The organism is Leptothoe sp. EHU-05/26/07-4 (genome assembly GCF_043421015.1).
Taxonomy (GTDB): Bacteria; Cyanobacteriota; Cyanobacteriia; order Phormidesmidales; family Phormidesmidaceae; genus Leptothoe; species Leptothoe turfae.
Map to the genome: position 1 here is coordinate 403,154 of NZ_JAXSQV010000005.1, position 26,481 is coordinate 429,634.

Sequence of the window (26,481 nt, forward strand, 5' to 3'; positions counted from 1 at the left end):
ACATGACAACGGTTTTTGTTTCGGGGATACCGTAATGTGTTGTTCTCTATTGACTCAAAGCACGCAGGAATTTTTGCACTTCACCCAGTAAACTCTTCTTGGGTTTGGGAGCCGCCTTCCCTTCGGTGTCTTCGCTACCGTAGAGAATTTTTTCTAAGGCCTCGCTAGAGGGGCGTTCAGGCAATTCAGCTTTAAGCTCGTAGTCATCCCCGACGTCTTGCCAAACTTGCCAACCTTGGGGATGGCGACGCAGTACAGCAGAATCGGTCATGGGTCGGTAGTAATAGCACGAGGTCAGGGTGCTTAAAAATCGTTCGCGTAACTGACGCGCAGCATAGCCAATGCCGACAATACTGACATCTTCTAACTGAGGATTAAGCAGAACAACAGGACGATCTTGCGCCTCATTACAGAGTTTTTCCACATCCTGAACTTCCACCGCTGACGGATTGACAATTAGAAAGGCTTCATCATCGGGCGTAATAGCGGCTTGAATTTCGTTGATGCCACGGATGGTGAAGTCTGGATTGTCCCAGTCACGTCTAGCGAGGGCGGCTGCACCAGCATCAGGGAAATAGACTTTAAACTGCAGACCCAAGTCTTGGAAGAGGGTTAAGAAGCGTTCTGCGATGGGTTGTTGCTTGAGTTCTGGAATGACCATTTCTACCTGTAGGCGGATGATGCCATCTTCAATGGCTGCCTTGGTAGAGGCAATGGCTTGCTCGATGGTTGCTTCAAGGCTACTCGGCAGGTCAGACATGGTTGGATTTGTCGTTTTCAGAAATCAATCACCCTCTGATTATCTGCTTTTTTGGCAGCCTAGCATTTGAGTTTAATGATGGGGTTACCATTGACGTCCTTTTTATAAACGTCATCAACGTTCTCGTGGGTGGCTGCAAGCGTTGGAACTGATGGCTTCGTTATTTGACCCCTGCTGTAACCAGCTGCCTCATCATTACCCGTTCAATAATCTGTCTTACCACCATTGCTGTCCAATCTACATCAGCCTCCGTAGTCTGATGTCCAAGGGTTAAGCGAATACCTGTTTTAGCTGCTGTATTACTAAATCCCATGGCCTGCAGAATTGGACTCGGTGTCAGTTTTCCGCTATGACAAGCCGATCCTGCACTGATGCCGATTCCCGCCAAATTCAACTGACGTACCAGGGTTTTACCAGAGACCTGCTCCCCATTGGCATTGGGCAGATAGAAACTGACATGATGCGGTAGCCGCTGCTGTGGATGTCCCGTCAGTAATAGTTCAGGATGACATTGCAACTGCTCAATTAAGCGATCGCGCAGTTTTAGCAATCGTTGTTGTTCTTGAGAGAGTTCTTGCCTGGCCAGCTCCGCGGCTACACCAAAACCCACAATGGTGGGTACTGCTTGAGTCCCTGAGCGCAAGTGATTCTCTTGACCACCCCCGTTAATTAACGGCATCAAGTCAGTGCCCGGTTTCACATACAGTGCTCCCGCACCTTGTGGGCCGTAAATCTTATGGCTGGATATGGAGAGTAAATCTACACCCAGTTTTTGTACATCAATGGGCAAGCGCCCAGCTATCTGCACAGCATCGGAGTGGAAAAGGGGTTTAGAAATATGCTCACTGGCTTTAATTATCGCCGCAAGCTCAGCAATGGGCTGTATGGTACCTACTTCACTTTGTCCGTAAATAACAGAGACCAGTACCGTATCCTTTCGCAGTGCTTTGGCTAAATCTATGGGATGTACCTGACCATAGCAATCCACAGGTAACCGAGTGATTTGCCAGCCCCACTGTTCGAGAAGCGTGATGGGTTTTGCGATCGCAGAATGCTCCACCGCCGAAATAATCATATGGCGAGGCTTACGATACTGCTGCGCCACCCCCATGACGGCCAGGTTATTTGCCTCAGTGCCACTGGCTGTAAATACCACAGCATCTCCAGACGCACCCATTAGATCCGCCACCTGCATCCGTGCCGTTTCCATGACCGTAGCCGCCCGACTACCCCAGTTATGTAAGCTCGATGGATTCCCCCAGCTACTTTTCATAGCCGAGCCCATCGCCGCCGTCACCTCAGCTCGCGGTGGCGTAGTAGCGCTGTAGTCTAGATAGATCTGCATAACATGCCCTGTCCTGCCTGCTTATGATATGCCGTCTTTCGACTGGTCAGAGCCCAGTTAAGTAAATGCCAGCATTGCTCACAAATTCGCCTTATGGCCCCCTGGGTAACTACAAGGGCTTCATGGCCCAAGGGCACCCACAGGGGGATGTCCCTACCTAGATCTCCTCTGGCTCTTTACCCGAAACCACCGGAGCCGTCTTACTTAACGCCAGTTTTGGATGTTCTCCTTCCACTTGCTGACAGTTCCACTCATTGCGGAATAGCAACACCGGACGTCCATAACTGTCCTTAACCGTTACTGTATTAAACAGCCGACCTGCATCGTGCAATGCGTCCCAGCCACCCGTCACCCAGCGAGCCACACTATAGGGCAACATTTCTATCATCGTATCGACGTTATATTCATTTCTCAGACGAAACTGCACCACCTCAAATTGCAGTTGACCTACAGCTGCCAAAATTGGATCTCGCTTTGACTCGTCTGCTGAGTACATAATCTGGACAGCGCCTTCTTCTCGCAGCTCTGTTACACCTTTGCGAAACTGCTTGAACTTAGAAGGGTTGGGGTTTTTCAAATAGGCAAATAACTCAGGCGAGAAAAATGGAATGCCTTCATATTCCAGCTTTTTGCCTTGGTAAATGGTATCGCCAATGGCAAACACACCAGGGTTATTGAGACCAATAACATCGCCTGGATAGGCCGCATCTAAAGACTCCCGTCCTTGGCCAAACAACTTTTGTGGATGGGATAGCCGTACATTTTTGCCGGAGCGAGCATGATTAACCACCATGTCCTTTTCAAAACGGCCAGAGCAAATGCGAACAAAGGCAACGCGATCGCGATGTCGTGGATCCATATTGGCCTGGAGCTTAAACACAAACCCAGAAAACTCTTCCCGGGTGGGGGGGACTAAACCCACGGTGCTTTCCCTAGGGCTAGGCTGTAGGGCAAAGTCTAAGAACGATTCTAAAAACAGTTCCACGCCAAAGTTCGTCATAGCACTGCCAAAGAACACAGGGGTCATGTCACCTGAGTGCACGAGTTCCAAGTCTAGTTCGGGACCCAGTTCATCGAGCATTTCTAGTTCTTCTAAAAACTGACCGTAGACATCATCATCGCCAATCAGTTCTTCAATGCGGGGATCTCCCCATTCCAGAACCGTTTCCGTCGCAGCCTTACTACCGTGAGCCGAACGCTCAAACAAATGCACTTGTTTCTTGCGACGATCAAAGACTCCCTTAAATCGATCACCCATGCCAATGGGCCAGTTAACGGCGTAGGTAAATAGCTCTAGCTCTTTTTCAATTTCATCCAGTAGTGCCAGCGGTTCCTGACCAGGGCGGTCTAATTTGTTGAAAAAGGTAAAAATTGGCAGCCCACGCATCTTGCAAACCTCAAACAACTTACGTGTCTGTGGCTCCAAACCTTTAGCCGCATCTTCCAACATGACCGCATTATCTGCCGCTGCTAGAGTCCGGTAAGTGTCTTCACTAAAGTCTTGGTGACCGGGTGTATCCAGCAGATTAATCCGATAGCCACTGTAGTTAAACTGCAGCACCGTCGAGGTAATGGAAATACCTCGCTGTTGCTCTAGCTCCATCCAATCAGAAACTGCATGGCGTTGAGCACGACGAGCCTTAACTGAGCCCGCTTCATGGATAGCCCCTCCATATAGAAGGAGCTTTTCAGTCAGGGTCGTTTTACCGGCGTCGGGGTGGGAGATGATGGCAAAATTTCGGCGCTGCTCAACGGCAGCATCGATATTGGCTGGAGACGATAGGGTGGAGGTCATGGAGATGTTTCAGCTCAGTGAGCATTGCGCGATCCCCAAGCTAAGCACTGGGGTATCCGTCATTGTACTGTCCGGGGCCTATTGTCTGGGAGGCTACCAGTCAGCATCGTGGTGCTCAATTATCTCTCCTTGGGTGGTCACTATCGTTAAAGGGAGATCTGCTTCTGACTCATGCCGAGCAAACTGAACCACTTGCATGCCTTGATTATCGGGTTCCACAGTCATGATGTAGCGATCATCTTGCCACTGTAGATCGACGACGTGATGATGCATTAACCAGGCTTCAGCGAGGGTACCTCCGTTAATAGCACTGCCTTCATCATGGCTATAGCAGTTTGCCCACACTTCATCTGCCACGGACCACAGGCCTGACAAATTCACGGGCTCCATACGGGCACTGAGACCATAAGTGGTAAAGCTTAAAACATTATGCTGCCAAAACTGATTGGCAAATTGCTGAAATTCTTTATCCTGTAACAGATCGCTATAACGCTCGTCGGTAGCTAGCTGCTTTTGCTGTTGATCCAGACTGGGGCGTTGCCAATCAGTTGCTTCACTACAGACTGAAAACTCTGCTGTATTTTGAATGGCCGTAGATGTCGTCTGGGGGTGAGTCACGACAGCGTCAGCCACATTGATAAATTTACTTACAGCTTTGATGCCTCCCATCAGGCTGACCATTGCCATAATCAGCAGCCCTTGCTTACCTAGCTGCTTGAGTTTAGATGCCACCATAGCCAATTGCTGATTCGCCCCTCTAACAAATTTTCTCTAAAACAAAGTGACGATGTCTAAAGCGCTTGGAGACAGGCTATAAAAATAGCTTACCTCCGAATGGGATAGCCGATCCCCTCGAATACGGGAACAGATCGGGGTAAGCATACGCTTTAAAATCCGATCAGATGCGATCGCGAAGTCAGAGCGTCACTTTCATCTCAATGAGATGTGCTTGACACTAATACGACCTGCCTAAAATTAGCGATCTTCCCGCTCTAAATAGCAACCCCCGGATCTTTTTGAGGCTTTTTTACACAGACAGTGCCAGTCACACTTGGGTAAAACCTCAAATTTTCAGAAATCAAGGGCTCAACCAGACAACATCTTGCTTGGGAATACTTAAGGTGACAAGCACCCAATTCACGCCTTCAAGACTTTCAAATTAAGCCTAGTTGATGATTGCCGCTCAAGATCAAAACAATGTTTTGCTGCTCTGAATTCTGAGCCTGTTCCTTACGTACACTTTCGCCAAAATTATGTCCCTATTATGAGGTAATCCTTGCTGTACGTAAGTATCCCTAGGACAGTTTTTAGAATTTGTAATGACTGTCCCCCAAGAATCATAGGGAGGCCTTAAGGTTTAAGAGATCAACGGATATTTTTCAGGTTTTTTACCGATGCAAACTTGTCAGACTTGTCCTGAATCTATAGAACAATCAAAACTGATTGAAATCTCCAACAATTGAAATCTCAAACAGTCAAAACCGATATAAGTCTGAGTCAAGTGCCTGTTCTCTCGAATTATCCTGGCATTGCCCTAGCTTTTCTGCTGCCGTCGGGCCTGCTGCTGTGAACTGAGACTATTTCTTTCCCAGAAGTAGCCACCAGCATATCCTTGAATATTACGTTGTGTGTTTGCTATTTCCAATCGCTTTTCAGCGATGCAGGCATAATCCTCATCCAGTTCGATCCCAACATAGCGACGGTCCAGTTTCTTTGCGACGACTGATGTTGTCCCTGAACCTAGAAAGGGATCAAACACCATGTCCCCAGGTTGACTACTGGCCAAAATAAGTTTCGCTATCAGCTTTTCTGGCTTTTGGGTTGGGTGATCAGTATTTTCAGGCATTGACCAGAATGGAATAGAAATATCTGTCCATAGGTTAGAGGGGTGGGTAATGCGAATTTTGCCCTGCCCTGTAGTTTGCCAATCCTTGGGATTGCCGTTGCGATCTCGATATGGAGCTAGTACCCGACGTTTCAGCTTAACGGCCTCAACATCAAACCAATAGTCTTCGGATAAGGTGCCAAACCAGATATCCTCCGATGAATTTTTCCAATTTTGTTTGGATCCCCGTCCCTTCTCCCGTTCCCAGGTGATACGGCTACGCACAATAAAGTAACGCGAGAAAACACTGTACACCGCAGGTGATGATTGCCAATCACAGCAAATATAAGCAGAGGCATCCGGCTTGAGCAATCTGATCAGCTGTGACATCCAGCTATCTAACCAGGCTTCGTAATCCTGTAGGGAACGATGAGCAAATGTGGACTGATTAAAAACCTTGGAGCGATTGTAGGGCGGATCAACAATTAACAGATTGACAAAATTATTGGGCAATAGAGGCAAGGCTGTGAAGGCATCTTGCCAGATAGTAATATTTTCAAATGGCAGGTTTGCTATGGGTTTGGTGAGGTTAACGAGCTGCTGACGATATCTGTGATGATCCTCTGCGCTTAAGACCAACGTACGATTATTGGGCGCTCGTTTCTTGTCACCATTCATCCGTTTGCAATTTGCATCTACAGCAGCATAGCAAGTGTTTGTCGGTTGGATATTCGGTAGACGGGAGCAAAGCGATTAGTATGGAACAATACTCCGGTTAATCGATTTCCCTTCTTCCCATGTTTGAAGCCCTCTCAGAACGATTTGAATCCGCCTGGAAGACCCTGCGCGGTCAAGATAAAATCTCTGATTCCAATATCAAAGAGGCGCTGCGGGAAGTTAGACGTGCATTATTAGAGGCCGATGTCAGCTTTAACGTTGTCAAAGACTTTGTAGTTGATGTTCAAGAGAAAGCTCAAGGTGCTGAAGTTGTTTCTGGTGTTGCTCCAGACCAGCAGTTTATCAAGATTGTCTACGATGAACTAGTTGCCTTGATGGGGGATGCCAATGAGCCCCTAGCTGATGTTGAAAGTAAGCCTACCGTGGTGCTCATGGCAGGTTTACAAGGAACCGGTAAAACCACTGCATCGGCTAAATTAGCCCTTCATCTGCGTAAGCAAGAACGTTCAGCCATGCTGGTGGCTACAGATGTTTATCGTCCAGCCGCCGTCGATCAGTTAATCACCCTGGGTAAGCAAATCAAGGTACCCGTTTTCGAAATGGGTACAGACGCAAATCCTGTTGATATTGCCAAAGCGGGGATCGCCAAAGCCCAAGAAGACGGTGTCGACACAGTGATCGTGGATACTGCTGGGCGATTACAGATTGACCAGGACATGATGGCTGAGCTGGAGCAAATAAAAACAGCCATTAGTCCTGATGAAGTACTGCTGGTAGTAGATGCCATGACGGGCCAGGAAGCAGCCACCCTGACCCAAACATTTCACGAACAAATTGGCATCACGGGCGCAATCCTCACCAAAATGGATGGTGACTCCCGCGGTGGTGCAGCTCTGTCGATTCGCCAGATTTCAGGCAAACCAATTAAATTCATCGGCATCGGTGAAAAGGTAGAAGCGCTTCAGCCCTTTTATCCTGACCGCATGGCTTCTCGCATTTTGGGTATGGGAGATGTTCTCACCTTAGTCGAGAAGGCCCAAGAAGAAGTCGATATTGCAGATGCAGAGAAGCTTCAGGCCAAAATCTTAGAGGCACGGTTTGATTTTAATGACTTTCTCAAGCAAACCCGCTTGATGAAAAATATGGGTTCCTTAAGCGGGATCATGAAATTGATTCCGGGGATGTCCAACAAATTATCGGCAGACCAACTGCAACAGGGAGAAACCCAGCTCCGCCGCTGTGAGTCCATGATTAATTCCATGACTAAGCAGGAGCGGGAAGACCCTGATCTGCTGGCCAACTCTCCTGGTCGTCGTCGCCGAATTGCTAAAGGCTCTGGCTACAACGATAAAGATGTCAGTAAGCTAGTCAGCGATTTCCAAAAAATGCGCTCCATGATGAAACAAATGGGGCAAGGGGGCATGGGCGGTTTCCCTGGCATGGGTGGTATGCCGGGTATGGGTGGTATGCCGGGTATGGGGGGCGGCATGCCCGGCATGGGTGGTATGCCGGGTGGTGGTCGACCTGGTTTTCGTGGCTACAACGCAGGATCTAAAAAGGGTAAGAAAAAGAAAAAGAAAAAAGGCTTTGGCACTCTTTAGAAATTGCATAAAGAGTATGTTGGCGGGCTTAGGGAGGTCACCTAGCTGGGAAAGCTAATCAACATACGTTGAAATCACAATGGGATCTATGAAAAACCGCATTGCTTTGGGGCTATTGGTTCTAGGTGTTAGTTGGCCGAGCATTTTATCTGCTGGCCCCGGCTATGGGTTACCTGGGGACTCTGTCAATGAAGTGAAAACCTGGATGCAAGGACACCCCACGCTGCGGGCCAATAGCCGTGAGGGTTTAAGAGTTCATCGGGCTGATATTCCCTCCCGGCGGTTTACATTTCAGGCCAGTGTTTTTCCTATAGGTGGTTTTCAACGCCCTGAAAACAATGCTGTTTGGTCCTCAGCCAACAGACAGCGAGACTTAAGTACCGTACGTCGTGAAGAATTTATTTTGGTGGATTACGATGAGCCGGTAACCATTGCCCGATTAGAAGAGTCCCTGCGAACCCTTTATGGGCCAGATACCTACGCTGACTATCGTCGTGCCCCGTCCGTTTATAATTACACCTCCGAGACTAACACCATTCAAGGCGAAGTCCGCTTGGGTAATAATTATGCCTATTGGGTTGAAGTGACTCCCGATATCCATGGTGTGATTACCACCGGCAGACTAAATGTGATTTTGTCTGAAGATGTTGACCGTTTGCAAAACTATCTGCAGCGACAGTTATCTGTTCAGTAGAGAACGGTTCAGTGTGAGTCCTATTTTGTTGAGTTCCTTTTTAATACTGCGCTTTGCCATGAAAAAAGGGCTAATGAGGCTAGCCGTGTATAGAGTGAGCTCACAGGATGCAACATCATCGTAAATAACCTCTTGGCGATAGCGGAGGCAGTGGCGTAGTATCTTGCGGATATCATTCATCACATACAGGCACAGCATAGTTGGGCGCTGCCATGGTGAGGTGCTCAGCATGCGAGTCCGATAGCGACTGAGACCGATCCCACGACATAGTTTTTGCAAGTATTGTCGCGTCAATCGAGAACTAGGAATTTGATGCTGTAAACGCATTTGGGGGTTGTACCAGATTTCCCAGCCTGCTCGCTGAATGTGCAAAATCGATTCGGTATCTTCTCCAGTCAGCATGCTGGTACCTGTACGGCCTGTGAGGACAAGTTCTTCGGGTACATTTTCTAGCCATGCCTGCCGTCTAACCACCATTCCAGCTGATGGTGGAATTACTTTCTGTTGTGGAACATACATCAGTGGTTCCGAACCACGTTCAGTCAGGGCGAGTAGGGCAGCTATCCGCTCAAAATTTTTAGGGGGCTTCGTTTCAAAACTTCCTCGAATACGGCTGGCAATGACCCCAGCTTCTGGGTGCTTTTTGGCAAAACGATAGGCCGAGCTCAGCCAGGTCATATCAGGTAAGGTATCGTCATCTAGAAAACCAACTAGTGGACTAGTGGCGATTTTGATGGCCTTTTGCCGTGCATAGGCAGCCCCTTGCTTCGACTCAAATGCATAACGTAGTGGTGCTTTCTGGTCCCATTGCTGTTGATACTTTTGGACGATATCGGCAGTATTGTCTGTACTGTTGTTATCAACAATAATGATTTCCCAGCTAAGGTCATGGGCATTTAACTGCCAGCGTAATGACTCCAACACAGGAGCTAAGCGCTGAGCTCCGTTATAGGTGGGAATAGCAATGGAAAAATCGAGACCGACTTTTTCAGGGAAGAAGCGACTGAAGATAGGTCGTAATCCCACTAGGCGATCAACATGTTCCAAAACATTAGTCATTTAATCAAGAACCTAGAGAAGAGCGGCATTGCATTGCCCTAATTGCCTCAGGTCGAAATTAAGGTCAGCAAATGTTGCTTTCAGCATTCCCCTCAATGAGTTTGAAGTTGCAAATTATACCTGTATGTTTCTGTATGAGCATGTACTTATTATGTTGATGCAGCTTAGGTTATGACTGCTTTTAGGACAATGAGTACCTGGATTAGTTGGCTGCTACTTATGGAAACTCAGATGTATTAATTAGCACTTGGTTGGGTATTCTTGGCTTTGGTACAGGCTTAGGGATAAGTGCTGTAGACCTTGCCATCAGGCGATCCCCGTTGACAGTCCAAAGTCGGTTAGCTATATTGTTTGGCCACACCATAGGTTGACTCACCATGAAAGCATCTGACTGGCTAGAAAACCTACCTGATAGATTAATCGCGGCTAGAAAGCTCGTATTTCCAACCATGACTGATGCTGCTAATGCACTTGGTGTTAGCAAACAAGCTCTGGAACAACGCGAGCGTAAACGTTATAAGGGCGCAAAGATAGAAACCTTGATCACGATGCTGAAACTGCTGGAAGAACAAGCTATTATTAGCCCTCCTACTGAACGTGGTCAGACTCTGGATTGACTATGTAAATATGTCTTGTCGCGTAAATGCCAGCTACAGGTTGAAAGTAGCGTCTTTTCCCAACCAAACTTCTATTGACTATCAAGCAACTTGCCGGTTGAAGCAGTAAATAGCTGGCTTTCTAGGCTGCTTTGTAAAGAGTAATTGTTACAGTTCGTCAAAAGTTCGTCTGTTCTAGAACATTGAATAACCTTCTATGAAGTATTGAAGGTCTGTTTAGGGAAATCTATTGGAGCAACTGTAGTGAAATAATAGGCGGACATACTGCCACTTATTTCACATTATATTAACCATTTATAACAAAACAGCCCCCGGTGTTCTATGAACTGGGGGTTATTTATTGGAGCGATTCTAAAGTATCAACGGACCCTACTGGATTCGAACCAGTGACCGACCGCTTAGAAGGCGGTTGCTCTATCCACTGAGCTAAGGGTCCTCAACATAACGCAACAGGCTGTACTAGGATAGCTGACATTGACCGTTAATTTCAGGACAAGATGCAGCCTGATCACTAAGTTTAGGCGATCTTAGCCAAAATCTATCATCGCTATGAACTACCTAGAATTTTTGCTGTGTCATTGCAGAATGGCGAACTGGGTACGCTGGGGTCACAAAATGGTTTTAATCAACGGTTTTTCTACTATCGTATTTCTACTATCGTAGTGAGTTAAGTTCATCTTACCCACAGTACAGAAAAGCAAATTGACAGGCTAATGGTTTACTTGCTCAAGCTAGTAGCGTGGGCTCCTCGGGTTAGCATTTATCAGTGGCACCATGTTCATCTTAAAGCGCCAGGATGTAGAAATCGGTAGTTTTCAGCATCCGTCTAAAGAGCAAAAGATTCCAATCTTGTCTTATCAAGGGCAGACATTTCGCTTGCTGAGTGTGTTTAATGCTGCCCAGGAAGAAGAGGCTCGTATCCTCTGGCGAGATCTAACGGATAACCGAGGTAAGGCTTGTGTCCTGCTTGAAGAGCCTGAACGTTTTAGTGTGTGGGGCAAGATTCAGCTTGAGCAGGTGTCAGGAGAAAGCGCTGCGGCTGAGACTACAACTGCCAATGGCGTCAGTGCTGTATTTGTGAAAGCGGGTGTGCTGATCATTCAGGCAATGTATGAAGATATCGAAGATTTAATGGGGGGTAAGCAGGCCAAGCGTTTTGCAGGAGACTTGGCAGACATTGGTGAACAAATGCGTTTGCCTCAAATGACATCCGCTGAGTTAGTGGCCGGGCTGCTAAAACTAGATCCCTTTTCTGCCTCATTGCCACCATGGCAGACTAATCATCTCAATACCATATTCAAAGAACTGCATCGTATTGGTAGAAACTATTTTGGGCGTTCTAACTTTACGGAGCGTGCCTTAGAAGCTTTAGATGACCTATCACCCACAGAACGGGATGCTTTTTTGACTTGGCTGAAACAGTTATCTAGTGGCCAACTTTGGCAGTCTTGAAAATGCCTGATTCTGGATTCATTTGGCGTTTCTTTTTTTTGCGAACCGGTATTTTTGATTAGCATTGCGGGTATGCTTGCGGATGCGCAAAACAAGTTCCTGATTCAGCTTGATGGTTACCATTGGATGGTTTCAATCGCTGTAATCATGTGGGTTAAATCATATGAGTTAAACCGTGGGAGGATTCTTTATAAGAACCCCTCATCACTAACGTATAGTTACTTACTCGTTGTGGTTAGTCATACATGGGATAAAGTTTTGTCCCAGTGCTAGGTGGGTCAACAAAATAGCCTACGGCATTATCTTTGGTGTTATCTCATTAGGGAGTAGAGCATTGACTCAGTCCTCCAAGGCTTCTCCAACCAACTCAGCCCAGTCTACTTTGATGCTTTGCCTTGGTTGGGGCATTGTGTCTATCCTTTTCTTCTTACTGTTTGGAGCGTTGGCACCCGGAGAAGATTCGCGGCCAGACTGGTTTTTAATCTCAATTAGTTTTTTAGAGATTTTTGCATTTCTGTTAGCAGCTCTCCTATGCTTTCGTAATTCTGGCAGTTCGCAGATTATCAGTGGGCGTACTGTCTGGCTGTGGTTAGGCATTGGTATGTTGGCCTATGTAGCGGGTAATATCTTCTTTTTCCTATGGGGTACGGTTTGGGGGTTAGATCCGTCGGTATCTTTGGGAGATGGATTTTATTTTATTAGCTATGTTGCCATGGTGGTTGGCATGTTGCTGGCGGCGTTGCCCCGACGGATTGATTTGACTGTGTCGCAATGGAGCATGATTTTTGCCATTGGTGCAGTGGGTGTTGTCCTTGCCTGTGTTTTGAACTACGGTCTACCGTTTGCGACAGCCCAGCTATCGCCACAGCCAGTAATGGCTGCTGAGATCCAGTTAACTCAAGCACCACCGGAATCTGAGCCAGTTGTAGAACCTGTGGAAGAGGCGGCTGAACCTGTGGAAGAGGCGGCTGAACCTGTGGAAGAGGTCGTGGAATCTGAGCCTAACGAGGTTGACGAAATAGTGGCTGGAATGGTGCCTGCTCCCGGATGGGCGCAGGCCTTAGATGCCACCCTTGAGCAGTTTGCTGATCCCGTGGCACTCATGTATGTTGTAGCCGATTGCTTTTTGGTGGTGATTGCGGCTACCCTATTAGTCGCGTTTTGGGGGGGGCGTTTTTCGCAATCGTGGAGATTAATTGCGATCGCAACCTTCTGTCTATACATTGCCGATATGGCCTTCGCTGCTGCTGGGGATAATTACATTGAAGGCGCTTGGTGGGAGACCTTTTGGACATTATCCGCGCTTTTCTTTGCAGCGGGAGCGGCCATTGAATATGACGTTTCTAAACGGTCACGTCGGGGATCGCGTCGTCGCGCATGACATCAGGCCTAAACCTGGCATACTAGAAAAACATTTTTAACCTACCCTTTGGGCTGTTGCTAGTATGGCACCGCGAAAACTGTCTGACGCCGATAAGCAAGACGTAATTGAAATCTATCGGCAACCGGGAGAAACAACCTCGACCATTGCCAAGCGCTATGGTGTCAGTACCAGTACAATTAGTCGCATTCTGAAAACACAGCTGCCCGAAGACGAATATCGGGCACTGATTTCTCAGAAGCGTTCGGCACCTGCTGAGAAGCCGGCAGTTTCTCCTCCACAGCCGGTTAAAGATGAAAAAACGACTACACCTGAAAAGCCGGTGCGTCGTGCTCGTAAACGTTCAAGGATCGTAGAGGCTAGTCCTTCCCAGGCTGAAGAAGATGGCCAACTAGAGCTTCTGGCTGCTTCTGAAGAGGTAAATGACACTGCAGATGAGAGGTCCTCTTCGGCACAAGATGACGTGTCAGCTGTGGCTACTGAGTTGCTTGAGCACTCTTCGGATCATGACGACGATGATTTGGGCGAGGATCTAGATGATTTAGATGATTTAGATGAAGATCTAGATGATTTGGACGAGGATGAGCTCGATGGTGAATTTGACGATGATGACAGCATTGACAATGATGCTTCTCTTCTAGGAAATTCTGTCGAAATTATGCCTATTGCGGATGCAGTCTTTCCACGCACCTGCTACTTGGTAGTGGATCGTCTATCTGAATTAATTACGCATCCCCTTAATGAATTTGCCGAACTTGGTACAATCCCTGTCGATCAAGCATCAGCTCTGACGCTGCCGATTTTTGATAACCATCGTGTGGCGCGAAGATTTTCACGGCGAAATCAGCGGGTCATCAAGGTACCTGATGGTCAGCTAATCACTAAAGCGACGTCCTATCTTCAGGCAAAGGGAATTACCCATTTGCTAATTGATGGCAATATCTATTCTCTGTTGGGCTAGGGATATTGGGATGATGTAGTGGCGTTCCACGGAACGCCACTACATCCGTGATTACACCTACAAATCAAAATTGAATCCCGTTTTCTGGCGCTCCATATATTTAGTCTGGTCGAACTGATAGAGCTGCGCTGCGCGGTGGGTCACATTGGTTTCTTTTTCGTCTAGAGGTATGAGGATATTCAGTTTAAGCAACTTTTTACGAAAGTTACGCTTATCAAATGGGCGAGCTAGGACAATTTCGTAAAGTCTCTGGAGCTGGGTCAGGGTGAACTTTTTGGGCAGCAACTCAAACCCAATGGGCCGATGACAGATGCTGGCTTGTAGGGTTGCGATCGCATCCTGCACAATTTTTTCATGGTCGAATGCTAATGACGGCAGCTGCTCCATTGGCCACCAGCGAGCCTGCTTAGCATCAGTTGCCGCTTTAATCTGATAACTCCAAAGATTGACCAGGGCATAGAACGCCACAGTAACTGTATGCCCCCTAGGGTCTCTATGGGGTTGGCCGTAGGCTTTTAGCTGTTCTAAGAAGAGACCACTAATGCCACTCTCTTCCTGGAGTTCACGACGGGCAGCCTGTTCTAACGCCTCGTCTAACTGTACAAAACCACCGGGGAGAGCCCACTGTTCGACAAACGGTGGCAGCCGTCGTTGAATCAGTAGCACTTGCAAAGAATTTGTTGGATCCAGACCAAAAACTACACAGTCTACTGTGACCGCTGGTCGAGGATAATCATAGCTATAGGTCATGGGTTGCAGTTGACGTTTCAGAACGCCTTGGTTATAACCAAACTACACCTTAGTGTAAAAAGTACACAATTAAGCTTTTCTGCTACTTTTCCCTATGCTCGGCGCAATCACAGGCGACATTATTGGCTCTGTCTACGAGTTTGACGGCCACAAGACCAAGGATTTTCCTTTATTTACAGACGAAAGTATTTTTACTGATGACACGATTCTGACGGTGGCTGTGGCTTCAGTGTTGCTCCATGGTGGCACCTACACTGAAGCTTTCAAGCGTTATTACCAGCTTTATCCCAATCCCTGTGGTGGCTATGGTGCACGCTTTCAGGCGTGGGCTGCTGCTGCAGATAGTCAGCCTTATAACAGCTGGGGCAATGGAGCCGCTATGCGCGTGAGCCCAGTGGCCTATGTCCACCAAGATTTAGCAAGTGTTCTACAGGCGGCAGAGCAGACGGCCATTGTGACCCACAACCACCCTGAGGGTATTAAGGGGGCCCAAGCTACGGCTGCGGCTATTTTTTTAGCTCGTCAGGGTGAGTCGAAGGCCGCTATTAAAGCGTATGTGGAAACTAAATTTGGCTATGACCTGAGTCGTAGCCTTGAGAAAATTCGACCTGCCTACCGGTTTAATGAGTCCTGCCAGGAAACGGTACCTGAGGCCATCATTGCCTTTCTGGAGTCCACAAGTTTTACAGATGCAATCCGGAATGCAGTTTCCCTGGGGGGAGATGCCGATACCCTAACTTGTATCACTGGGAGTATTGCTGAAGCCTTTTATGGAGAAGTGCCGGGGGCAATTGTCGATCGTGTTTGGGGCTTGCTGCCGGATGATTTAAAGACTGTGATTGTACAGTTTAAGGCCAACTATATGCCCGTACTCAAAGCATAACCGCCTAAGAAATACCCTGGAGAAATAAGCACTATGTCCCATTCCGTGCCAATTCCTGAGTTTTTCGCCCCGAATCGTGTGGGTGATGTGTGGCGTGTGCCCTATGAAGAGCGTGCGGTTCAGGCGCAAGCTTGGGCTCAAACCCACGGTATTAAACCTGCAGACACCGATCGCCCAAGGCTGTGCCTGTTGGCAATCGATGTGCAAAATACCTTTTGTATTCCTGGGTTTGAGCTATTTGTAGGTGGTGCTTCAGGGCAGGGGGCTGTGGATGACACTCGCCGTTTGTGTGAGTTTATCTATCGTAATTTGGGCCAAATCACAGAAATTGTGCCCACGATGGATACCCATCGGGCCATACAAATTTTTCATGCCGCTTTCTGGGTGGATGCGGAGGGGCAGATGCCTGCTCCGATGACCATGGTGAATTTAGACGATGTGCAGAGTGGTCGATGGCGCGTAAATCCGGCAATTGTCCCGAGTCTGAATGCGTCTCTCGAACAGCTAGAGGCCTTTGCTCTGCATTATGTAAAACGACTCAGCGATAATGGTAAATATCCGTTAACGGTGTGGCCTTACCATTCCATGCTGGGAGGGATTGGCCATAGTCTAGTCTCTGCGTTTGAAGAGGCTTGCTTCTTCCATAATTTGGCCCGGCAGTGTCAAACACGATTTGAGCTGAAAGGTAACAATCCATTAACGGAAAATTATTCGGCACTGCGGCCAGAGGTGTTGGATGATCCCAAGGGTCAGCCAGTGGCGAAAAAAAATCAGGTGCTGATTCAGCATTTGTTGACATTTGATGCGGTTGCGATCGCCGGCCAAGCCAAAAGCCATTGCGTCGCTTGGACTATTGACGATCTGCTGAATGAAATTCAGCAAGTGGATGCTTCTTTGGCCCAGAAAATATATTTGCTCGAAGACTGTAGTTCACCCGTGGTAGTGCCTGATATTGTAGACTTTTCAGACGCTGCGGATGCTGCCTATCAAAAATTTGCTGCTGCTGGTATGAATATTATTCAGTCAACTAGCAATATCTCTAGTTGGTGGTCCAGCAGCTAGATTGTCGGTAAAGATGAATGCATTCCATGGATTTTCTCATTGCTTTCTTGAGATAACTCAATATTGAGATAGATATTTATTAGTGATAGCTTAAAAATACTTAGATCTGAACGTTTATTGATGTTGCTAATTATTATTAGACTCTCTTCAGAAGACGGTTCGTTGTTTGTTAGTCAGTATTGTAGAGTTACAGACTATTAACTCGATGGGGTCGTTAATCAATTTTCTAGATGAAAATTAGAGCTTTGTGGAGAGTAGTCAATATCGGGAGCCTTTAATGGATATAATTGGCTGGAAGCCTTTTAATTTAAGGGCTCTTTTGTTTAATTTATTTATCAAAATTATTTAATAAAGATGATTTAGTGAGCTAAGAAGCATGTTTTTGTCTCTTCCTATTACCTGCCATAAAACTTAGCTACTTATCAAAATGTGGCAAAAATATCATTATTCTGCCACCTCTTGAATAATTCAATTACAGTGAAGTTAACGTGGTTAACTTGATGGTGACTTCACAAGTTTTTTGAAGTATTGAGCTGGTGCTGTTCACGTTAATACGTTGTTTTATCTATCGTCAAAGCCATTTAATCAGGCCCCTGTTATGCATTGCCCTTGTTGTCAGACGTCCACTTTAAAACGCATTCGATTAGATGAGTATTTGGCAGCTCATGCCTGTGAAACCTGTGAGGGGCAATGGGTCTCTTCCTATGACTATTGGCATTGGCTAGAGTGGCAACCAAGTAGTGGAAAAATCAAGCAATGTGACTCTCCAGAGTTAAGAGAGTCGGTTGTCGATAATCGTCGCGCGTCTTTCTGCCCTGAATGTAATCATTTGATGCGACGTGCCAAGGTTGGTCATGGTCTGAAATTTTATCTAGACCGGTGCTCCCACTGCGGCGGTCATTGGTTTGACAAAGGGGAGTGGGAAATCTTGCAAGCCCATAATATACATGACAAGGTGCATCTGGTATTTTCAGAGCCTTGGCAGTCCCAGCTCCGCCAGGCAGAATTTAATCGTGTTTTAGAAGAAACCTACCGTAATGCCCTGGGAGATGACGACTATACTCAGGCATTGACGATCAGAGCTTGGCTTGAGCAGCATCCCCATCGAGACTACATCTTATCTGTCCTGAACCACCTACCCCCTGCTACGGATGAATCGCGTTACATCCCTGTACAAAAGCCATTGCCTCAGAATCCCGTACCTAAGGCGCAGGCAAATCATTGCCCTGTAACCTATGGGCATGGAGGGCTATCTCAGAACTGCGACTATCCCAAACCGGCGAAGTAATTGCTTTAAGCCTCAAGCTATCTCAGTTATTTTCATAGGTAGTAAGCGTCAGCACCTGAGGTGGTGTAGCGTCGGGGGGATATAAAAATTGAACTTCTACGGAACGTTCTTCTCCAGGCTCTAGGGTTAGCTCTACTAGGGGTGAACCTAATTGTCCTCGCCGTTGCACCAGATGAATGTAGTCAGCTCGCCGCTCACCCTGGTCGTTTGTGTATAGAAACAAAACGGTCCCGCGAAAGAAAATGCGCGAGTCGTGGGCAGTCAAAAAGGTGAGTGCGTTTTTGATAGTTTCGTTTTGTAGTGGGGTTTGGACAGATAGGGCAACAGTTTTTGGCTGATCTGTGGGGTTATGAAGCGGCAGGGTTAAATCGTATTCAGTGCCATAGTTACCATGGGCTCGATATGCTGTATCGCTATAACGTCTAAGCATTCGGGCGCTTTGGATTTGGCCTGTACCGAAGGTGTTGTGATCAACGGTGCTAATGGCATAGGAAATTTGTTTGCCCGTTTCGGGAATTTTGAGCCTTGATGAGCGTCGATCGCTCAGGCGAGCTTGCCAACTGGAACCCTGGCTGACACCGGCCACTCGGCCATATATAAAAGGGTTGGCCTGACGACCGGGACGTGTAGGCTTGAGGTCTCGAGGAGTGGCAAGATTACCATTAATAAGAACCTGCAACCATTCATCTGTCGTAGGGACCCGCTCACCCCCACTTTCCGTTAGGGGAGCGAGCATTGTGAGGCTGGCTGCATACACCGGACCATCGCTAGACAGGCGCAGCAGTGTGGACCTGGCATTGCTGCGATTACCGTTGAGGTTGCTAGGCAGCGGTGGCAATAGCTCGCTACCAGCTGGGACACTACCATCAGTCGCTACCGATAACCTCCGTACCGGCAACGGTGCATTCAGAAGCAGGTAGCTTGCTTGGGGAGGGATGACGACATCATTGGGCCAAAATGATTGGCGACGATCTCGCAGGATTTCATTCATCAGGCGGCTGCCTGGTCCTGAGAATTGATTGCTAGCTAAGTTAAATTCCACATCATTACGACCATGCCAAGGGGCTTCTTGGCTAAGGTAGCTGGCGGCCTCGCGAAATTTGAGGGTGACAGGTCGGCGACTGGGGTTATGCAGCAGAATTCCTAAGTATCGGGTGCGAGTGTCACTATCGTCTCGAGCCCTGACAACATGGTGGTCAAAAATATCAAAACGTCCCTCAAAGGCATAATCCAAGTGTGCTGATGGTTCAGCCTTACCTTGAGAGGGAAAGGTGGATAGAAGAATTCCTTCAGATTCAATGAGTTCGGGGCTATTGCTGTTAAAAACAGGCACATTATCCAGTCTCCCCGGTAAAGGGCGAACTTCCTGGATTTGTGGAATGATCTCTGGAGCCCTGTTTTGAGCAATTGCTCTGTGGTTAGAGAAGTCTGTTGCTGAAACGTCGATTGTTTGGTCTGAGGAGGTTTCCAATTGCTGCTCTAACGTCAATGGTGAAGATAATGGAGCAGCTAAAAGCGCAATTAAAAACGGCAATAGACCCATGGAACTAACAGTTACTCAAATTTCTACGGCAACAGTCGCATGACTGTCGCCTAACCTACCATTCAAGCGGTAGCTGATGTGACTGACTGTGCCGTTCAGGTGACTGGTTCCTGGAGCTTGTTAGCATCCTTTAGGTTTGATCAAGGTTTGAATTTTTCCGGCAGTTAATTTCTCCACATGGGATAGCACTATGGATGCCCCTGCTTCTTTTAGGGTATGGCTATAGCGATTTTGGTAGCCGGTGTCCGTTTGTACGTGAGGAGGTAATACCCCTACTCCTAGCCAGACGCGCTCAGGGAATTCCGCTTTAGCAGCCTCGATAGTGGCCATGTCAGCCACCGTATCTCCGGCATATAAAACCGGTAGTCCGGCAGGGGTGCTTTTTTCTAATTGCTCCACAGTCATGTAGAGTCCTGTAGGATCTGGTTTACTCGGAGCATCTGCCATGGCAATGAGTATGGGCTGCACTAAGCCAATCCGTTGTTGCAAGATGTAGTTGGCTGAGCCTCGAGTTGCCCCACTAAAAAAAGCAGAGGGTACGCCACCGCTGGCTAGCTTAGTCAGATAGTCAACAGTCATTAGAATGGGTTCTTGAGTGATATAGCCCGTCCATTGACTCGGATCGTCACCAGAACCCCGGTAGCGTTCTTGAAAATACTCCACAACAGCATCATAGTCACTGCTGTACGTCTGTCCTGAGGCTAGACCGTGGCGATGGATGAGTTCTTGGGACGCTTTCCAGTCGTTGTTCCAGACGCCTTCGCTTTTGAGCTGGTCAATATCTATGGGGCTAGGTCGATAGTGCCCTTGTGTAAAATGCTCCACTGTATCTGCAATGGCTCGACGATATGAACCACTGACGTCACGAACAACGCCATCGATATCAAATACAGCTAGGGCGATAGGGATAGACATTTTTTACGTAGAAGAGACTAATTTCGATGTGCTTAAAACAGCAAATGCGATAGAATTATAGACCGTGTAGTTTTGAAGCCAAGAGGCGTACAGCGGAGGTTTGCATTGTCTCGATTTATCTTAAAGGTTCTCTGGCTCGACAAAGATGTGGCTCTTGCCGTAGATCAAGTAGTGGGCAAGGGATCGAGTCCGCTGACCTCTTACTTTTTCTGGCCTCGTAATGATGCATGGGACCAGATGAAGCTAGAGCTTGAATCCAAAACTTGGATTGCTGAAGAAGAGCGTATCGATCTTTTGAACCAGGCAACAGAGATTATTAATTACTGGCAAGAGGGTGGAAAATCTCAGTCTATGCAAAAAGCAGCTGAGAAATTTCCTGACGTAGCTTTTACTGGTAGTTCATGATTTAGGTTTAGTCCATCGTAATTTCTCAAAGAACCGACCCGCCCATTGAGCGAGTCGGTTCTTTATGGTTGATCGACTATTTCTGCAAGAAAAGAACTGGGAGACATCAAGGTCTCCCAGTTCTTTTCTTGTGTAGTCTTCAGTGTCTAGGCGCTGCTCGTCGACTAGATGCTGCCGCCAGCAGCTTGAACACGAGCCCGTGCTCTCTTCAAAGACTTTCTTGCCTGGATAACGGCTTGCTTATCGTCGGAAGAAATGCTATCGGCTTTTGACTTTGCAGAGGTATATTCTGCTTCAGCTTCGGATAGGTCAATGCCTTCACCGCGCTCGGCACCGTTTACCAAGATGGTAACTTCGTTGTTTTCCACTTCGGCAAAACCGCCCATTAGTGCGATCGCAACCCAATCCTTGTCAGCCCGTACCCTTAATACGCCGATATCAAGAGCTGTCAGCAGCGGAGCGTGACCACTCAAAATACCCAATTGACCAGTCGTGCTAGGTAGCACGACCTCTTCTGCCTCAGCATCCCAGACAGTTTTGTCGGGAGCTACCACACGAACTGCTAATGACATAAAACTCAAGAAGTAAAAATGAATTGTGAATCGTGAACTGTGAGTAGTGAGTCGTAAGACCTGAAGATCTTCTTTGACTCACTCAGAGCTAACTGGTTTAACCACTCACTACCCTTAGACAAGCTCAGGGCAAACTCGCAACTCACCACTCACAAAGCTGTAATCTGTGCCACAAGAAATAAGCGATTGCTTAGCTCTCAGCCTTCATCTTTTCAGCAGTCTCAATTACTTCATCAATGCCACCCTTGAGGTAGAAAGCCTGCTCAGGAATATCATCCAGCTCACCAGAGAGAATCATGTTGAAGCCCTTAATGGTGTCCTCAAGACTAACGTACTTACCAGCCAGACCAGTAAAGATTTCCGCTACAAAGAAAGGTTGAGAAAGAAACTTCTCAATCTTACGAGCGCGGGCAACCGCGAGACGATCATCTTCAGAAAGCTCATCTAGACCCAAAATGGCAATGATGTCCTGTAGTTCCTTATAACGCTGCAGGATAGATTGAACTGCACGAGCAGTTGTGTAGTGCTCACCACCAACAACGTCAGGCTGGAGCATAGTGGATGTAGAATCCAGAGGATCCACAGCGGGATAGATACCCTTAGAAGCCAATGCACGAGAAAGTACAGTGGTCGCATCCAAGTGAGCAAATGTAGTTGCAGGTGCAGGATCAGTCAGGTCGTCCGCAGGAACGTAAACTGCTTGAATAGAAGTAATAGAACCCTCCAGAGTAGAGGTAATGCGCTCCTGAAGGTCACCCATATCAGTACCCAGAGTGGGCTGGTAACCTACCGCAGAAGGCATACGACCTAGCAGGGCAGATACCTCAGAACCGGCCTGTACAAAACGGAAGATGTTATCGACGAACAGTAGAACATCCTGTTTATTAACATCACGGAAGTACTCAGCCATCGTTAGCGCAGACAACGCCACACGCATACGAGCACCAGGGGGTTCATTCATCTGGCCGTACACTAGAGCAACTTTGGACTGCCCCAGGTCATCAGCGTTAATTACACCAGAATCAATAAATTCGTTGTACAGGTCGTTTCCTTCTCGAGTACGCTCACCTACACCAGCGAACACAGAAACACCACCGTGCTGTAGAGCGATGTTATTGATCAGCTCCTGAATCAATACGGTTTTACCCACACCAGCACCACCAAAGAGGCCGGTCTTACCACCCTTACGATAAGGTGCTAAGAGATCAATAACTTTAATACCCGTTTCAAATACTGAGGGCTTTGTCTCCAATTCAGTTAGCTTGGGAGCAGCTCGGTGAATGGGCAGTGTGGTGGACATATCCACATCACCCTTCTCATCCACGGGCTCACCAAGAACGTTAAAGATGCGACCCAACGTGGGAGGGCCAACAGGTACGTTGATAGGTGCACCCAAGTCAGTGACCTCCATTCCCCGTACCAATCCGTCGGTAGAACGCATCGCTACGGCTCTTACCTGGCTGTCTCCTAGTAGCTGCTGTACCTCACAAGTAACAGAAACAGCCTGACCAGCGGGGTTAGTGCCTTCAATCTTGAGGGCGTTATAAATGCTGGGCAGCTCGCCAGCGGGGAACTTAACGTCTACAACAGGGCCAATAATCTGAGTGATATAGCCAGTATTTGTTTTCTCTGCAGTGGTGACCATGCTTGCGCCTTATCCTAAGGGTATTAGCTACTGCGGCGACTTTTAATTTTATTTTTACTTTCAAAGTGCCATGTAAAAGATTATCACTAGATGTATCACCCATGGCACTGGTATTTGCTATAGTCGGGGTTCTTTTGCGTTTTCACCAAGATTGTATTTGTGCTGCTCCAAGACAATAGGTTTGGTTAATTTGGTGACTTACGCTGGTCTATCGATTTACTAAATAGCAGAGCTAACACGCCCATAATGACCGTTGATGGTTCAGGAACTGCTTGAGGTAAGGTCACAGGTTGGGCTTGGGGGGCGAGAACCTTGGGTGGTGAAACACCAGGTTGAGGTGGCACCGCTGGCGCTGGTCTAACCGGTGCTGGTATAACCGGTGCTGGCGTAACTGGCTGAGGTCTTTTCAGAATGGGTTGGGGAGCTTTGATAGGTCTGGGGTTGGTTGGCTGAATCTTAGGGCGTTGTGGTGAAATGACGGGTGTCTGTGTGGCGTTGGTTCGGTAGTCGGGACGCTGTCTGATATAGAACCGCTGATTGGGAATCGTATCGGTAATGAAGTAGTTAAAGCGGACCGTTTCGCCTGGGTTTACTCCATTCCCCCGATAGAAGTTAATAAAGTCGCGTACATCTGTAATTTCGTCAGCTCTTTGATAGTGACTAGATGTGTAAGGACGAACAGGACCTATAGCTTGGGCAAAGGATAGGCCATCGTTTTCGCCACTGGCGTACCCTGCCGTCTCTTGCAATTCATGGTCATAAAACCGCCAGAATGCCCCTGTCAGGTTGCGCGACACAATACTAATCGCAAAGCCTGGCCGATTAAAAACTGAATGCTGTGGAGCATTGGGTAAATTGCTGACGGCCAAAGAGATGTCTAGGCCCCATACATCTTGGTAGACCACAAATGGGTTGTTATGGGTACCTCTGCCGGTCACATTCGTGATTCTAAAGTTGGCTGATGCTTCGCTAAATATGAGGCCATTTTGACTACAACGTCCCGGTAGGCAAGCGGCTTCAGAGGCGTCACCACCAAGTGCTAATAATCCGATACTCAAAAGGCTTGCTGCACCAACTTGTGGAGCAAAAGTAAAAGGTATTCGCATGGGTAAAGTTTCAGGATTTGGGCAATACGATACTTTTGGTTGCCGAGTATCAAAAAATACTGATTCTATGGCGCACCATTGATGTTTCGAAGAGATTTTGTTGAGGGGGGTATAGTCTCTTGAAACTTCATTTTTAGGGGTTTTTCCAGAGTGACACTTTTTCTTGAGAAGCTCCTTGAAAGTACGTAAGCTTTATGAAAAATACACATCAATCTTGGTTGAATTCAGGTGGTATTACGGATATGATGCATGCTTGATGGAGTCTGTTTTTGACGGATCTGCTTGCTAAAAAAAGCGGGTCGTTAAACTAACGACACCGCTATGTGGTGTATTCAATTGCTGAACTGATTGAGTGGGTCGGGCTGCTGTAGCAATGGTTTATCGGCTGACGGCTGGTCGACGCACATCCAGTGAGTTGCCTGCATTAATTGATATGTCACCATCTAAATATGATGAGGCCCCATCTGCGGTTGCTTCACCATAGAAACGAACAGTGTCACTAGCCCACACGTTAATAACACCCCCGTTGGCCTCTGATGAGTCGACAGAAAGCTCAGAGCTACGGTCAATTAAGACATAGGTAGCACTGAAGGTATCTACAACGGGCATGCCACCGATAGAGATGGTGCCTGCTTGGTCGACGGCATTGGCATAGATGCTGCCTCCAATGAGGTTGATCTGATCTCCAAGGATATTGACCTGACCTGGGAGTCTATTGGGGGCAGGTATGGCGCTGTCGGAAATATCCACAGTGCCGCGAATTAAAACTGTGCCTGCGGTTGGTGTTAGGGGTGGGGTGTTGTTTAAGACAAAAGCACCGTCAGCAGTGATTGCGAGTTGAGTTGCATTATTATCTTCACCACCGGTCAGCATTTCCGCTAGATTCGCGGCTGGTAACAGGGTTATGGCGGACTGTGCTTCAGTAGAAGCGATGGTTTGGAGAGTGTCGGCCGGAATTACCTCCAGGCCGAGAATATTACCTGGTTGGGTGAGTCTCAGAAGGTTGTTTCCAGAGGCCGCGACTAGATTGACATTGCCACCGGGGGCAGTCACATTGCCGTCATTTTGAATGTATTGGCCAATTAAGGTGATGGATGCTTGGGGGGGACTTGAAGGGTGCCTTGGTTTTCGATGCTACCTGTAGGCAGTGCGGGGGAGAATGGGGCTGATATTTCTGAACTGGTTGATCCTGTGAATAGTAGATAGCCATTAGGGTTACCAACGAGATTCCTAATGCTGGGTGTTCCTGAATGGTGCTCAGATTGGTGGCCTGAGAGAGCTATTTCACTAATGGATCCATCTACAGATAGGAGATATCTATCGTTAAATAAAAGACCGGAACTTGTGGTAGCAGTCAGATTTGCAGGTAGGTTCAGGGTGACATCTTGCCCAAAAATAATGCCCGCCGGGTTGACTAGAAAAAGATTGGCGTTGCTTGGCAGGTTTGGATCATCGCTAGTGATTTGGAGTAAGCCATCGATGGCTGAAGGCTGAGCGCTGTTGATCAGGCTGATGACGTTGGCAACATCTGGGGCAACGATGAAGTTGGCGGCATTGTCAGAACCTACATCAAACTGGTGAAACTGATGAACTAAATTAGGCTCAACCCCGCCTGAAGATTGCCCACCTAAAATATTGAGCTGATGATTAGACTGCCTAACAATGCTTGTGTCGGACGTTGCTGGTTGGATATGGGTTGGTGCTGTAACGGATGCTTCTGATGATGGTGAGACCTGTGCAGAAGCTACTCCCTGTAGACCGATTATCCATAATGGCAGGGCATTTAAGAGCAGGGAAAATTTGAAATTCATGGGACTAGCAATTGCTAGACAACGTGTCAGCATATGCACTAGGTGAAAATGTATCAAGAACTACAGATGGCACCCATTCATTTAAATAATACGAGGAATTTTTAATACAACCTGAAGCAGCTGTGAAGATCACTGTGTTGAAACCATAAAGTTTGCTAGGAGTTTTGAGGAATCACTAAGTTCGGGAACCCGTACCCCTCTATCTGTTGCGATCGCTTCTCTTCAAGCGATAAATTAGCACTCGGCAATAGAGAGTGCTAAACCGTGTTCAGGTTGCGGCTCCTTTCCCTATCAGATCCTTCAGTTGGAAAAAGGGACTGCTCAGGCGAACTG

At 47.5% G+C, this 26,481-nt stretch carries 24 protein-coding genes and 1 tRNA gene; 10 read left to right on the plus strand and 15 right to left on the minus strand.

Features of this window, described 5'->3' with window-relative positions:
- Window positions 1-46: 46 nt before the first annotated feature.
- The 5 genes from U2F10_RS20345 to U2F10_RS20365 form a co-directional block, all read right to left on the minus strand.
- A complete protein-coding gene (locus U2F10_RS20345; protein WP_163662560.1) occupies window positions 47-760 on the minus strand; it encodes a DUF1995 family protein in 714 nt (237 codons plus the stop codon).
- Between the two features lie 160 nt (window positions 761-920).
- Window positions 921-2,105, minus strand: coding sequence for a cysteine desulfurase family protein (locus U2F10_RS20350; protein WP_499873144.1), 1,185 nt, complete (start codon window positions 2,103-2,105; stop codon window positions 921-923).
- A 157-nt stretch (window positions 2,106-2,262) separates the two neighbouring features.
- Window positions 2,263-3,900 carry a peptide chain release factor 3 gene (locus U2F10_RS20355; protein WP_163662556.1) on the minus strand — a complete coding sequence of 546 codons (1,638 nt, stop codon included), beginning with the start codon at window positions 3,898-3,900 and terminating at the stop codon, window positions 2,263-2,265.
- Window positions 3,901-3,993: 93 nt separating this feature from the next.
- Complete coding sequence (locus U2F10_RS20360; protein WP_499867613.1) at window positions 3,994-4,635, minus strand: hypothetical protein; 642 nt, start codon at window positions 4,633-4,635, stop codon at window positions 3,994-3,996.
- A gap of 799 nt (window positions 4,636-5,434) precedes the next feature.
- Entirely contained in the window at window positions 5,435-6,403 is a 969-nt protein-coding gene (locus tag U2F10_RS20365) for a DNA-methyltransferase (RefSeq protein WP_490793916.1), read from the minus strand.
- 119 nt (window positions 6,404-6,522) lie between these two features.
- Here U2F10_RS20365 and ffh point away from each other — a divergent pair, with 119 nt between their 5' ends.
- Both ffh and U2F10_RS20375 read left to right on the plus strand, forming a co-directional pair.
- The gene (gene ffh / locus U2F10_RS20370) at window positions 6,523-8,004 is read left to right on the plus strand and encodes a signal recognition particle protein (RefSeq protein ID WP_163662549.1); all 1,482 of its coding nucleotides are present in this window, start codon (window positions 6,523-6,525) and stop codon (window positions 8,002-8,004) included.
- Between the two features lie 79 nt (window positions 8,005-8,083).
- Entirely contained in the window at window positions 8,084-8,698 is a 615-nt protein-coding gene (locus U2F10_RS20375; RefSeq protein WP_163662548.1) for a hypothetical protein, read from the plus strand.
- Here the strand turns inward: U2F10_RS20375 and hpsE are convergent.
- Window positions 8,684-9,757 (minus strand): hormogonium polysaccharide biosynthesis glycosyltransferase HpsE, encoded by a 1,074-nt coding sequence (hpsE, locus tag U2F10_RS20380; protein ID WP_499873145.1) that lies wholly within the window; start codon window positions 9,755-9,757, stop codon window positions 8,684-8,686. The genes U2F10_RS20375 and hpsE overlap by 15 nt on opposite strands.
- Window positions 9,758-10,134: 377 nt before the next feature.
- Between hpsE and U2F10_RS20385 the strand changes: the two genes are divergently transcribed.
- Window positions 10,135-10,374, plus strand: coding sequence for a hypothetical protein (locus tag U2F10_RS20385; RefSeq protein ID WP_006516289.1), 240 nt, complete (start codon window positions 10,135-10,137; stop codon window positions 10,372-10,374).
- Window positions 10,375-10,737: 363 nt separating this feature from the next.
- Here U2F10_RS20385 and U2F10_RS20390 read toward each other — a convergent pair.
- Window positions 10,738-10,810 (minus strand) — tRNA-Arg (locus U2F10_RS20390).
- Window positions 10,811-11,148: 338 nt separating this feature from the next.
- On the opposite strand from U2F10_RS20390, the gene U2F10_RS20395 reads away from it, so the two are divergent.
- The 3 genes from U2F10_RS20395 to U2F10_RS20405 all read left to right on the plus strand — a co-directional run bounded on the left by U2F10_RS20395 (window position 11,149) and on the right by U2F10_RS20405 (window position 14,168).
- Window positions 11,149-11,826, plus strand: a complete 678-nt coding sequence (locus U2F10_RS20395) for an Npun_F0813 family protein (protein WP_499873146.1) — start codon at window positions 11,149-11,151, stop codon at window positions 11,824-11,826.
- A 334-nt stretch (window positions 11,827-12,160) separates the two neighbouring features.
- Window positions 12,161-13,207 (plus strand): hypothetical protein, encoded by a 1,047-nt coding sequence (locus U2F10_RS20400; protein ID WP_163702568.1) that lies wholly within the window; start codon window positions 12,161-12,163, stop codon window positions 13,205-13,207.
- Between the two features lie 64 nt (window positions 13,208-13,271).
- On the plus strand, window positions 13,272-14,168 hold the full coding sequence (locus U2F10_RS20405; protein ID WP_163662540.1) for a helix-turn-helix domain-containing protein: 897 nt from the start codon (window positions 13,272-13,274) through the stop codon (window positions 14,166-14,168).
- A 57-nt stretch (window positions 14,169-14,225) separates the two neighbouring features.
- Here the strand turns inward: U2F10_RS20405 and U2F10_RS20410 are convergent, their stop codons facing one another.
- Window positions 14,226-14,918 carry an NUDIX hydrolase gene (locus U2F10_RS20410; protein WP_499873147.1) on the minus strand — a complete coding sequence of 231 codons (693 nt, stop codon included), beginning with the start codon at window positions 14,916-14,918 and terminating at the stop codon, window positions 14,226-14,228.
- A gap of 94 nt (window positions 14,919-15,012) precedes the next feature.
- On the opposite strand from U2F10_RS20410, the gene U2F10_RS20415 reads away from it, so the two are divergent.
- From U2F10_RS20415 to U2F10_RS20425, 3 genes are all read left to right on the plus strand, one after another.
- Window positions 15,013-15,801: an ADP-ribosylglycohydrolase family protein gene (locus tag U2F10_RS20415; RefSeq protein WP_499873148.1), complete on the plus strand. Its 789-nt coding sequence runs from the start codon at window positions 15,013-15,015 to the stop codon at window positions 15,799-15,801.
- Window positions 15,802-15,834: 33 nt separating this feature from the next.
- Window positions 15,835-16,863 (plus strand): cysteine hydrolase family protein, encoded by a 1,029-nt coding sequence (locus tag U2F10_RS20420; protein ID WP_499873149.1) that lies wholly within the window; start codon window positions 15,835-15,837, stop codon window positions 16,861-16,863.
- A gap of 598 nt (window positions 16,864-17,461) precedes the next feature.
- The gene (locus U2F10_RS20425; protein WP_163662532.1) at window positions 17,462-18,151 is read left to right on the plus strand and encodes a zf-TFIIB domain-containing protein; all 690 of its coding nucleotides are present in this window, start codon (window positions 17,462-17,464) and stop codon (window positions 18,149-18,151) included.
- 22 nt (window positions 18,152-18,173) lie between these two features.
- Here the strand turns inward: U2F10_RS20425 and U2F10_RS20430 are convergent, their stop codons facing one another.
- Together U2F10_RS20430 and U2F10_RS20435 are read right to left on the minus strand one after the other, a co-directional pair.
- The gene (locus U2F10_RS20430) at window positions 18,174-19,694 is read right to left on the minus strand and encodes a DUF3370 domain-containing protein (protein ID WP_250564880.1); all 1,521 of its coding nucleotides are present in this window, start codon (window positions 19,692-19,694) and stop codon (window positions 18,174-18,176) included.
- A 120-nt stretch (window positions 19,695-19,814) separates the two neighbouring features.
- A complete protein-coding gene (locus U2F10_RS20435) occupies window positions 19,815-20,609 on the minus strand; it encodes a TIGR01548 family HAD-type hydrolase (RefSeq protein ID WP_499873150.1) in 795 nt (264 codons plus the stop codon).
- Window positions 20,610-20,681: 72 nt separating this feature from the next.
- Between U2F10_RS20435 and U2F10_RS20440 the strand changes: the two genes are divergently transcribed.
- Window positions 20,682-21,014 carry a 30S ribosomal protein PSRP-3 gene (locus U2F10_RS20440; RefSeq protein WP_499873151.1) on the plus strand — a complete coding sequence of 111 codons (333 nt, stop codon included), beginning with the start codon at window positions 20,682-20,684 and terminating at the stop codon, window positions 21,012-21,014.
- Window positions 21,015-21,178: 164 nt separating this feature from the next.
- Here U2F10_RS20440 and atpC read toward each other — a convergent pair whose 3' ends face one another.
- The 5 genes from atpC to U2F10_RS20465 all read right to left on the minus strand — a co-directional run bounded on the left by atpC (window position 21,179) and on the right by U2F10_RS20465 (window position 26,148).
- The gene (atpC, locus tag U2F10_RS20445; protein ID WP_006516278.1) at window positions 21,179-21,586 is read right to left on the minus strand and encodes an ATP synthase F1 subunit epsilon; all 408 of its coding nucleotides are present in this window, start codon (window positions 21,584-21,586) and stop codon (window positions 21,179-21,181) included.
- 190 nt (window positions 21,587-21,776) lie between these two features.
- Window positions 21,777-23,231, minus strand: a complete 1,455-nt coding sequence (gene atpD / locus U2F10_RS20450) for a F0F1 ATP synthase subunit beta (RefSeq protein WP_163662526.1) — start codon at window positions 23,229-23,231, stop codon at window positions 21,777-21,779.
- A 185-nt stretch (window positions 23,232-23,416) separates the two neighbouring features.
- Entirely contained in the window at window positions 23,417-24,337 is a 921-nt protein-coding gene (locus tag U2F10_RS20455) for a hypothetical protein (protein WP_499873152.1), read from the minus strand.
- Between the two features lie 378 nt (window positions 24,338-24,715).
- Window positions 24,716-25,390 (minus strand): hypothetical protein, encoded by a 675-nt coding sequence (locus U2F10_RS20460; protein ID WP_499873153.1) that lies wholly within the window; start codon window positions 25,388-25,390, stop codon window positions 24,716-24,718.
- Window positions 25,391-25,419: 29 nt separating this feature from the next.
- The gene (locus U2F10_RS20465; protein WP_499873154.1) at window positions 25,420-26,148 is read right to left on the minus strand and encodes a two-partner secretion domain-containing protein; all 729 of its coding nucleotides are present in this window, start codon (window positions 26,146-26,148) and stop codon (window positions 25,420-25,422) included.
- Window positions 26,149-26,481: the final 333 nt, after the last annotated feature.

Bases quoted from the DNA above. Each gene is read 5' to 3' on its own strand.
- U2F10_RS20345 (WP_163662560.1), bottom strand. From the start codon at position 760: ATGTCTGACCTGCCGAGTAGCCTTGAAGCAACCATCGAGCAAGCCATT.
- U2F10_RS20350 (WP_499873144.1), bottom strand. From the start codon at position 2,105: ATGCAGATCTATCTAGACTACAGCGCTACTACGCCACCGCGAGCTGAG.
- U2F10_RS20355 (WP_163662556.1), bottom strand. From the start codon at position 3,900: ATGACCTCCACCCTATCGTCTCCAGCCAATATCGATGCTGCCGTTGAG.
- U2F10_RS20360 (WP_499867613.1), bottom strand. From the start codon at position 4,635: ATGGTGGCATCTAAACTCAAGCAGCTAGGTAAGCAAGGGCTGCTGATT.
- U2F10_RS20365 (WP_490793916.1), bottom strand. From the start codon at position 6,403: ATGAATGGTGACAAGAAACGAGCGCCCAATAATCGTACGTTGGTCTTA.
- ffh (WP_163662549.1), top strand. From the start codon at position 6,523: ATGTTTGAAGCCCTCTCAGAACGATTTGAATCCGCCTGGAAGACCCTG.
- U2F10_RS20375 (WP_163662548.1), top strand. From the start codon at position 8,084: ATGGGATCTATGAAAAACCGCATTGCTTTGGGGCTATTGGTTCTAGGT.
- hpsE (WP_499873145.1), bottom strand. From the start codon at position 9,757: ATGACTAATGTTTTGGAACATGTTGATCGCCTAGTGGGATTACGACCT.
- U2F10_RS20385 (WP_006516289.1), top strand. From the start codon at position 10,135: ATGAAAGCATCTGACTGGCTAGAAAACCTACCTGATAGATTAATCGCG.
- U2F10_RS20395 (WP_499873146.1), top strand. From the start codon at position 11,149: ATGTTCATCTTAAAGCGCCAGGATGTAGAAATCGGTAGTTTTCAGCAT.
- U2F10_RS20405 (WP_163662540.1), top strand. From the start codon at position 13,272: ATGGCACCGCGAAAACTGTCTGACGCCGATAAGCAAGACGTAATTGAA.
- U2F10_RS20410 (WP_499873147.1), bottom strand. From the start codon at position 14,918: ATGACCTATAGCTATGATTATCCTCGACCAGCGGTCACAGTAGACTGT.
- U2F10_RS20415 (WP_499873148.1), top strand. From the start codon at position 15,013: ATGCTCGGCGCAATCACAGGCGACATTATTGGCTCTGTCTACGAGTTT.
- U2F10_RS20420 (WP_499873149.1), top strand. From the start codon at position 15,835: ATGTCCCATTCCGTGCCAATTCCTGAGTTTTTCGCCCCGAATCGTGTG.
- U2F10_RS20425 (WP_163662532.1), top strand. From the start codon at position 17,462: ATGCATTGCCCTTGTTGTCAGACGTCCACTTTAAAACGCATTCGATTA.
- U2F10_RS20430 (WP_250564880.1), bottom strand. From the start codon at position 19,694: ATGGGTCTATTGCCGTTTTTAATTGCGCTTTTAGCTGCTCCATTATCT.
- U2F10_RS20435 (WP_499873150.1), bottom strand. From the start codon at position 20,609: ATGTCTATCCCTATCGCCCTAGCTGTATTTGATATCGATGGCGTTGTT.
- atpC (WP_006516278.1), bottom strand. From the start codon at position 21,586: ATGTCATTAGCAGTTCGTGTGGTAGCTCCCGACAAAACTGTCTGGGAT.
- atpD (WP_163662526.1), bottom strand. From the start codon at position 23,231: ATGGTCACCACTGCAGAGAAAACAAATACTGGCTATATCACTCAGATT.
- U2F10_RS20455 (WP_499873152.1), bottom strand. From the start codon at position 24,337: ATGCGAATACCTTTTACTTTTGCTCCACAAGTTGGTGCAGCAAGCCTT.
- U2F10_RS20465 (WP_499873154.1), bottom strand. From the start codon at position 26,148: ATGAATTTCAAATTTTCCCTGCTCTTAAATGCCCTGCCATTATGGATA.